The sequence below is a fragment of the Halanaerobium sp. genome, from assembly GCF_003070835.1.
The window spans coordinates 1-7,126 of record NZ_QBLR01000175.1; the positions used below are offsets into that span (position 1 = coordinate 1).

The 7,126-nt window shown below is 30.7% G+C and carries 5 protein-coding genes; all 5 read left to right on the top strand.

Features of this window, described 5'->3' with window-relative positions; translation table 11 throughout:
- Window positions 1-13: 13 nt before the first annotated feature.
- The 5 genes from cobA (at window position 14) to CI949_RS14460 (ending at window position 6,996) form a co-directional block, all read left to right on the top strand.
- Entirely contained in the window at window positions 14-1,597 is a 1,584-nt protein-coding gene (gene cobA, locus CI949_RS14440) for a uroporphyrinogen-III C-methyltransferase (protein ID WP_133505770.1), read from the top strand.
- A gap of 16 nt (window positions 1,598-1,613) precedes the next feature.
- Window positions 1,614-2,585, top strand: coding sequence for a porphobilinogen synthase (gene hemB, locus CI949_RS14445; protein ID WP_290767560.1), 972 nt, complete (start codon window positions 1,614-1,616; stop codon window positions 2,583-2,585).
- Window positions 2,586-2,645: 60 nt separating this feature from the next.
- Window positions 2,646-3,947, top strand: a complete 1,302-nt coding sequence (hemL, locus tag CI949_RS14450) for a glutamate-1-semialdehyde 2,1-aminomutase (protein WP_290767563.1) — start codon at window positions 2,646-2,648, stop codon at window positions 3,945-3,947.
- A 130-nt stretch (window positions 3,948-4,077) separates the two neighbouring features.
- Window positions 4,078-5,307 (top strand): PocR ligand-binding domain-containing protein, encoded by a 1,230-nt coding sequence (locus tag CI949_RS14455; RefSeq protein WP_133505773.1) that lies wholly within the window; start codon window positions 4,078-4,080, stop codon window positions 5,305-5,307.
- A 69-nt stretch (window positions 5,308-5,376) separates the two neighbouring features.
- Window positions 5,377-6,996 (top strand): response regulator, encoded by a 1,620-nt coding sequence (locus CI949_RS14460; RefSeq protein WP_089716136.1) that lies wholly within the window; start codon window positions 5,377-5,379, stop codon window positions 6,994-6,996.
- The last annotated feature ends 130 nt before the right edge of the window (window positions 6,997-7,126 follow it).

Below are 7,126 nucleotides of genomic sequence, written 5' to 3' on the forward strand. Positions count from 1 at the left end.
AGGAGAATAAAAAATGGGAGCAAAGGTTTATTTAACTGGAGCCGGTCCAGGTGATCCGTCTCTTTTAACATTAAAAGCAAAAAGAGCAATTGAAAAGGCAGACGTTATTTTATATGATCGTCTCGCAAATAATCGTTTTTTAGAATATGCCAGCAGTGAGGCTGAAAAAATTTATGTTGGTAAAAAAGCAAAGAATCATCACTATACTCAGTCCGAAATTGAGGCTTTAATGATTGAAAAAGTTAAAGTTGGAAAAACTGTCTGTAGGCTTAAAGGCGGAGATCCGTTTGTTTATGGTCGTGGGGGTGAAGAGGCTTTAAAATTAAAAGAAGCAGGAATTGATTTTGAAATCATTCCTGGTATTAGTTCTTCACTTGCGGTACCTCTTTATGCGGGGATTCCATTGACACAGAGACATCTAGCATCTTCATTTGCTGTGATTACCGGACACGAAGCAGCTGACAAAGAAAAGAGCACAATTGATATTGAAAAAATTGCAGCTGCTGTAGATACTCTGGTAGTTTTAATGGGAGTCGGTAAATTAGCTCAGACTGTAGAAAGAGTTTTAACTGCCGGTAAAAGTCCGGAAACTCCTGTGGCTCTAGTTCGCTGGGGAAGCCGATCCAAGCAGCAGACTATAACTGGCACTTTAGACAACATAGTTCAGAAAGTTGGACAGGCAAATTTTAAGCCACCAGCAGTAATTGTGATTGGAAGTGTTGTTAATTTACGAGAAAAGCTGGCTTGGTTTGAAAACAAAAAATTGTTGGGTAAAAATATTTTAGTTACTAGACCTAAAAAACAGGCAATTTCTTTTATAGAAATGATTGAAGGAGAGGCTGGTAGCGCTGTTTTTGCTCCAACAATTGAGATTAAAGCAGCTGAAAATATTGGTCCTTTACAGAAAGAGGTTGGTAATTTAGAAAACTATAGTCATCTAATTTTTACTTCGGTTAACGGTGTTAAGTATTTTATGCAAGAACTGGATCGTCAGCAGCTTGATTTAAGAGCTCTGGCTGGAACAAAAATAATGACAATTGGTTCTAAAACTGCTGAAGAATTAAGAGTAAATGGAATTAGAACAGATTTTTTACCTGAAGATTATTCAACTTCAGGTATCTTAGATTATTTAAGAAAACTTCAGAGTAAAGGTGAAATTAATCTAAGACAAGCTTCATTTTTATTGCCCCGAGCGGATATTGCTCCTAAAATACTTGAAAAAGAACTTAAAAATATGGGCGCAAAAGTTAAAAATGTTGAAGCTTACAAAACAGAAGCAGTTGAGATGGAGGTAGAAATTTTAGATCTGCTTAAAAATGATGACCTTGACTTATTAACTTTTACCAGTTCTTCAACAGTAGATAATTTCATTATTGGTTTAGAAAAATTAATTAAGTCTCAAAATGAATTATTAGAAAATGATTCAAAAGAAATTGATCAAAAAAAATTATGGCAGCGGTTAAAAGAAATTCCAGCTGCTTGTATTGGTCCAGTAACAGCCAATCAAGCTAAAAAGTATGGATTGAATGTTAAAATTACAGCAGCAGAATATACTATTGAAGGTTTATTTGACGAAATTTTAAAATATTATTTATAAATGGAGGTTTTTTAAAATGGATTTAAATAGAAGACCGAGGCGTTTACGCAGTTCAAAAAATATTCGGGATTTAGTGAGGGAAACAAATTTATCTGCAGCAGACTTTGTTAAACCATTATTTGTAGTTAATGGTAAAAATATAAGAGAAGAAATTTCTTCAATGCCTGATAACTATCACTTATCTTTAGACCAGTTGCAAAAGGAAGTTGAAAGACTTTTAGATCTAGGAATTAAAGCAATTATACTTTTTGGGCTGCCTAAATACAAAGATGCAGAAGGTTCCAGTGCCTGGCAGCAGAATGGAATAGTACAAAAAGCTGTTCGACAGCTAAAAAAAGAATTTCCAGAACTTTTAGTAATTACTGATCTTTGTTTATGTCAGTATACGGATCATGGTCACTGCGGAATTTTAGAAAACTCTAAAATAAAAAATGATGCAACTTTAAGTAGATTAGCTAAAATTGCACTTTCACATGCAGAAGCAGGTGCAGATATGATTGCTCCATCAGATATGATGGACGGGAGAGTAGCAAAAATAAGGCAGACATTAGACGAAAATGAATTTAAAGAAATAGGAATTATGGCCTATTCTGCTAAATATCATTCATCATTTTATGGTCCATTTCGTGATGCTGCACATTCAGCACCAGGACAGGGTGACCGCAGCAGCTATCAGATGGATGCTGCTAATTCTGATGAAGCTTTAAGAGAAATAGAATTGGATGTTAAGGAAGGCGCAGATATTATAATGGTTAAACCTGCTCTTTCTTATTTAGATATAATTCAAAAAGCCAGTGATAACTTTAATCTACCTCTAGCAGCTTATAATGTAAGTGGAGAATATGCAATGGTTAAGGCTGCAGCAGAAAAAGGATGGATTGATGAAAAAAGTGTTGCTTTAGAAATTTTAACTTCTATTAAAAGAGCTGGTGCAGATATTATTATTACATACTGGGCTGATAATGCTGTTCAGTGGTTAAATGAATAATTAAAATTTAATAAACAGTAAATATGTTGGTTTAAAAATATTAGCTAAGGAGTGATTTAGATGAGAGATAAAAGAAAAAAATCCAGTCAATCTTTTAAAAAAGCGCAAAAATTTATTCCAGGTGGAGTCAATAGTCCAGCTCGAGCTTTTTCGGCTGTGGAAATGGATCCAATATTTATTGAAAAAGGAGATGGTGCTTATCTTTATGATATTGATGGTAATAAGTATTTAGATTATGTAAATTCCTGGGGACCGATGATTTTAGGCTATAATCCACCTCAGGTAATAAAAAAATTAAAAAAACAGCTCAAAAAAGGTACAAGTTTTGGAGCTCCAACTGAAATTGAAACAGAAATTGCGCAATTAATAGTAGATTTTTATCCTGCAGTTGATAAAGTGAGAATGGTTAATTCTGGTACTGAAGCTACGATGAGTGCGATTAGACTGGCCCGAGGATATACTGGCAGGGATAAAATTATTAAACTTGAAGGTTGTTATCATGGGCATGGAGATAGTCTTTTAGTTGATGCAGGTTCTGGGGTTGCAACTCTTGGTATTAAAGGTAGTCCTGGAGTAACTGAGAATACAGCTAAAGAGACAATAGTAGCTCCTTATAATGATCAGGGGGCAGTTGAAAAAGTTTTTGCTGAATATGGATCTGAGATTGCAGCTATTATTTTAGAACCAGTAACAGGAAATATGGGGGTTATTGCTCCTGAAGCCGGTTATTTAGAATTTTTAAGAGAAATCACCCGCAAAAATGATTCACTTTTAATTTTTGATGAGGTAATGACTGGTTTTCGCCTGGCCCGGGGAGGAGCTCAAGAATTGTATGAGCTTGAGCCTGATTTAAGTACTTTCGGTAAAATAATAGGTGGCGGAATGCCTGTTGGTGCCTATGCTGGCAAAAAAGAAATTATGGATTATGTTGCTCCTGTTGGGTCGGTTTATCAAGCAGGAACTTTATCTGGTAACCCGATGGCTATGCAGGCAGGATTAGCTACTTTAAAAAAATTAAAAAACAAAAAAATATATGATCAGTTAGAAGCAAAAGCAGAAAAACTGGAAAAAGGATTTAAAAAGAATATTAAAGAACTTAACTTCCCTGCTTATTTTAATCGAGTTGGTTCCATGTTTACTTTATTTTTTACTGAGAAAAAAGTAAAAAATTATCAGGATGTTAAAAACTGTGATTTAGATCTTTTTGCAGCTTATTTTAAAGAAATGATTAACCAAGGTATTTACTTACCTCCATCACAATTTGAGGTCAATTTTCTTTCTCTTGCCTTAACTGATGAGGATTTAGAAAAAACTATTACTGCTAATTATCATGCTTTAAAAAAATTGAAGGCTGAATTATAATTTAAAGTATTTAACACTTTTTAAAATAGTAAAAAATGAAATAAGCACCTACTCTTATATTGTCAATTAAAATAATTTAAACTTGTATTCTTGTATTAATGTATTAAAAATATTATAATATTAGGAGGAGGTGTTAGATATTAATAATAATTATAGTTTAAATGAACTTATTAATGTTGAAGCTTTACAGGGTATACAGGATAAATTTGCTGATGCGACAGGTTTAGGAGCTGTAATTGTTGATAGAGAAGGAAAACCTATTACCAAACCCAGTAATTTCACTTCTTTTTGTAATACAGTTAGATTATGTAACAAAGGATTTCAAAACTGCAAATTATCTGATTCTCAGGGAGGTGTAAATGCCAAAGAACGCGGCAGACCTGAACCATATATTTGCGAACATGGGCTGATAGATGTGGCTGCGCCTATTATTTTGGAAAACAGTTTCATAGGCACTATTTTATGTGGTCAAATAATTTCCGAAGAAGAAGGAAGAGAAAAAACATTTGAGCGAGTCAAAGATAGAGTTAAGGATTATGATATTGATTTTGAAATCTTAAAAGAAAAATTTAATAATGTTGAAGTTTTGCCTCATGAAAAAATAGTAGCTGCAGCAGAATTTCTTTCTTTATCAGCAAATTATATAGCTAAAATGGGATTAGCAAATATTTATCAGCAGGAATTAATCGAAGAATCTAGAAATAGAAGACAGTTAGAAGAACATTTAAGAACTAAGCAATTAAAAATATTACAATCACAAGTAAATCCTCATTTTTTATTTAATGTTCTTAATTCAATTGCAAGATTAGCTTTAATAGAAAACGCTAATGAAACAGAAGAAGTTACTTATGCTCTTTCCGATCTGCTGAGGTATAGTTTAAGAAACATTGAAGAGATAGTTAATCTAGGTGAAGAATTAAATTGTATTAAAGATTATATTGTAATTCAAAAAAAGCGTTATCGTGATCAATTTAAATTTGAGATTGATATTGATGAAAAGCTTTATGATATAAATATTCCTTTATTATCTATTCAACCACTCATAGAAAATTCAATTATTCATGGATTTAAAGAAAGAGATTCTGGTACTATTGAAATAAAATCAAAAGAAATGAAAGAAAAGGTTGTTATAATTGTTAAAGATGATGGTGCCGGAATAAATCGCAATATTTTAAATAATATTTTAAGTTATGAAGATGAAAACAAAGAAAAAATAACTACTCATATTACTGGTATTGGAATAAATAATGTGCATAAAAGATTAAAATATTATTTTGGTGATGAATATGGACTTGAAATTAATAGTCGGTTAGGTAAGGGAACAAAGGTTAAAATGAATTTACCTAAAAATTATAATTAATGATTATTTTTAAATTAAAATCCTTATTTAATGAAGTTTATAAACCAATCCAAAAATGGGAGGATTGTAATGTACAAAATAATGATAGTTGATGATGAATATCTTGAAAGAAAAGCTCTTTCAATTATTTTAAAAAATAGATGTACTATTAAAGATGAAATAGAGATAGTTGGAACTGCTGCTAATGGAGAAGAGGCTGTAGAAATTGCTAAAAAAAATAAAATTGATATTATCTTTATTGATATAAAGATGCCCAAAAAAGATGGGCTGCAGGCTATAAAAGAAATAAAAAATATTTTACCTGAGTCAAGATTTGTTATAATGACAGCTTACGATGAATTTGAGTATGTTCAAGAAGCATTAAAACTAAATATAGAAGAATATCTTTTGAAACCTGTAAAGCCAGCAAAAGTAAATTCTGTGATTAAAAAAATAAACAAAAAAATAAAAAAAAGAAGAGAAGAAGAAAAAGCAAAAGAAAAAATGAAAGAAAAATTAGACATGGTTATTCCTTATATAAAAATGTCTTTTGTTTTTGATCTTATTTTCTTAGATATTGATACTATTGAAGAAATTAAAGATAGAACTAGTTTTTTTAATATAAAAGACCTTCCTTCAGCTGTAATGATTGCCGATATAGATAAATTTGCTAGAAGAACTGTTAATCAAGATGAGATAGAAAGACAGCTGTTAAAAAAGAAGGTTTTTAATATAATAAAAAACTTTGGAGCTGATTATCCATCTTTAATGATTGTTCCAATGTCAAGTGATAAAATTATAATATTATATTTTGGAAATGAAAAATATAAAAATAAGCATATAAAAGATTGGCTGCGTCAGATTGCTAAAAAAATGGTAGATAATATAAAGGAAAAAACAGATTTTACAATTACAATTGGAATAGGAAGTTATTATAGTGACCCTAAGTTAGTTGATCGTTCTTATTATGAAGCACTGGGATCAATTAGAAATTCTTTTCTTTTAAAAGAAAGAGCTGTAATTCATTGGGAAGATGTAAAAAATAATGATTATGAAGAACTTGCCTATCCTTATGAGATTGAGCTAAAGTTATTAGAAAAATTAAAATCCAATAAGCTAAGCCAATTATCAAATTTAATAGATACGCTTTTTGGAAATTGGAAGATCGATGATAATTTTAATTCGATGATGGTAAAGTCTAGATTGTTAGAATTAATGGGGGTTTTATCAAGGGCTGCAGTAGAGGCTGGAGCCAAATATAAAAATGTTTCACCTTTAAATTATAAATATATTAAGGAACTTTTTGATATAAATACTGTAATTGATTTAAAAGAATGGTTATATTCATTATGTATTAAACTTTCTCAAAAAATTGATGAAGTAGATGAAGAGTTCAAGGAAAAAATAATTTATGATGGTGTAAAGTATATTAATTCAAATTTTACAAATGATATTTCTTTAAATGAAGCTGCCGCTGCCTCAAATCTAAGTTCTCATTATTTTAGTAGAATTTTCAAAAAAGAAATGGGTTGTACATTTAAAGAATATATTACAGAGTTGAGAATGGAAGCAGCAAAAAGGAAGTTAAATAAAGAAAACGAAAATATTTCAAGTATAGCAAAAGAGATTGGATATAATAATCCTGGATACTTCAGTCGTGTTTTTAAAGAATATGAAGGTGTATCCCCTTCAACATATAGAGAATCATAAAAATAAAATAGATTAGTTAAAGATGGTATTAATTTTAAAATTAATACCATCTTTTTTGTTATATAGGAAACTATGCTTTTGCAGGAATGTGGATAACTTTGTAGAAAGATAAAAATATTATGAGCAAAAA

Bases quoted from the DNA above. Each gene is read 5' to 3' on its own strand.
- hemB (WP_290767560.1), top strand. From the start codon at position 1,614: ATGGATTTAAATAGAAGACCGAGGCGTTTACGCAGTTCAAAAAATATT.
- hemL (WP_290767563.1), top strand. From the start codon at position 2,646: ATGAGAGATAAAAGAAAAAAATCCAGTCAATCTTTTAAAAAAGCGCAA.
- CI949_RS14460 (WP_089716136.1), top strand. From the start codon at position 5,377: ATGTACAAAATAATGATAGTTGATGATGAATATCTTGAAAGAAAAGCT.
- cobA (WP_133505770.1), top strand. From the start codon at position 14: ATGGGAGCAAAGGTTTATTTAACTGGAGCCGGTCCAGGTGATCCGTCT.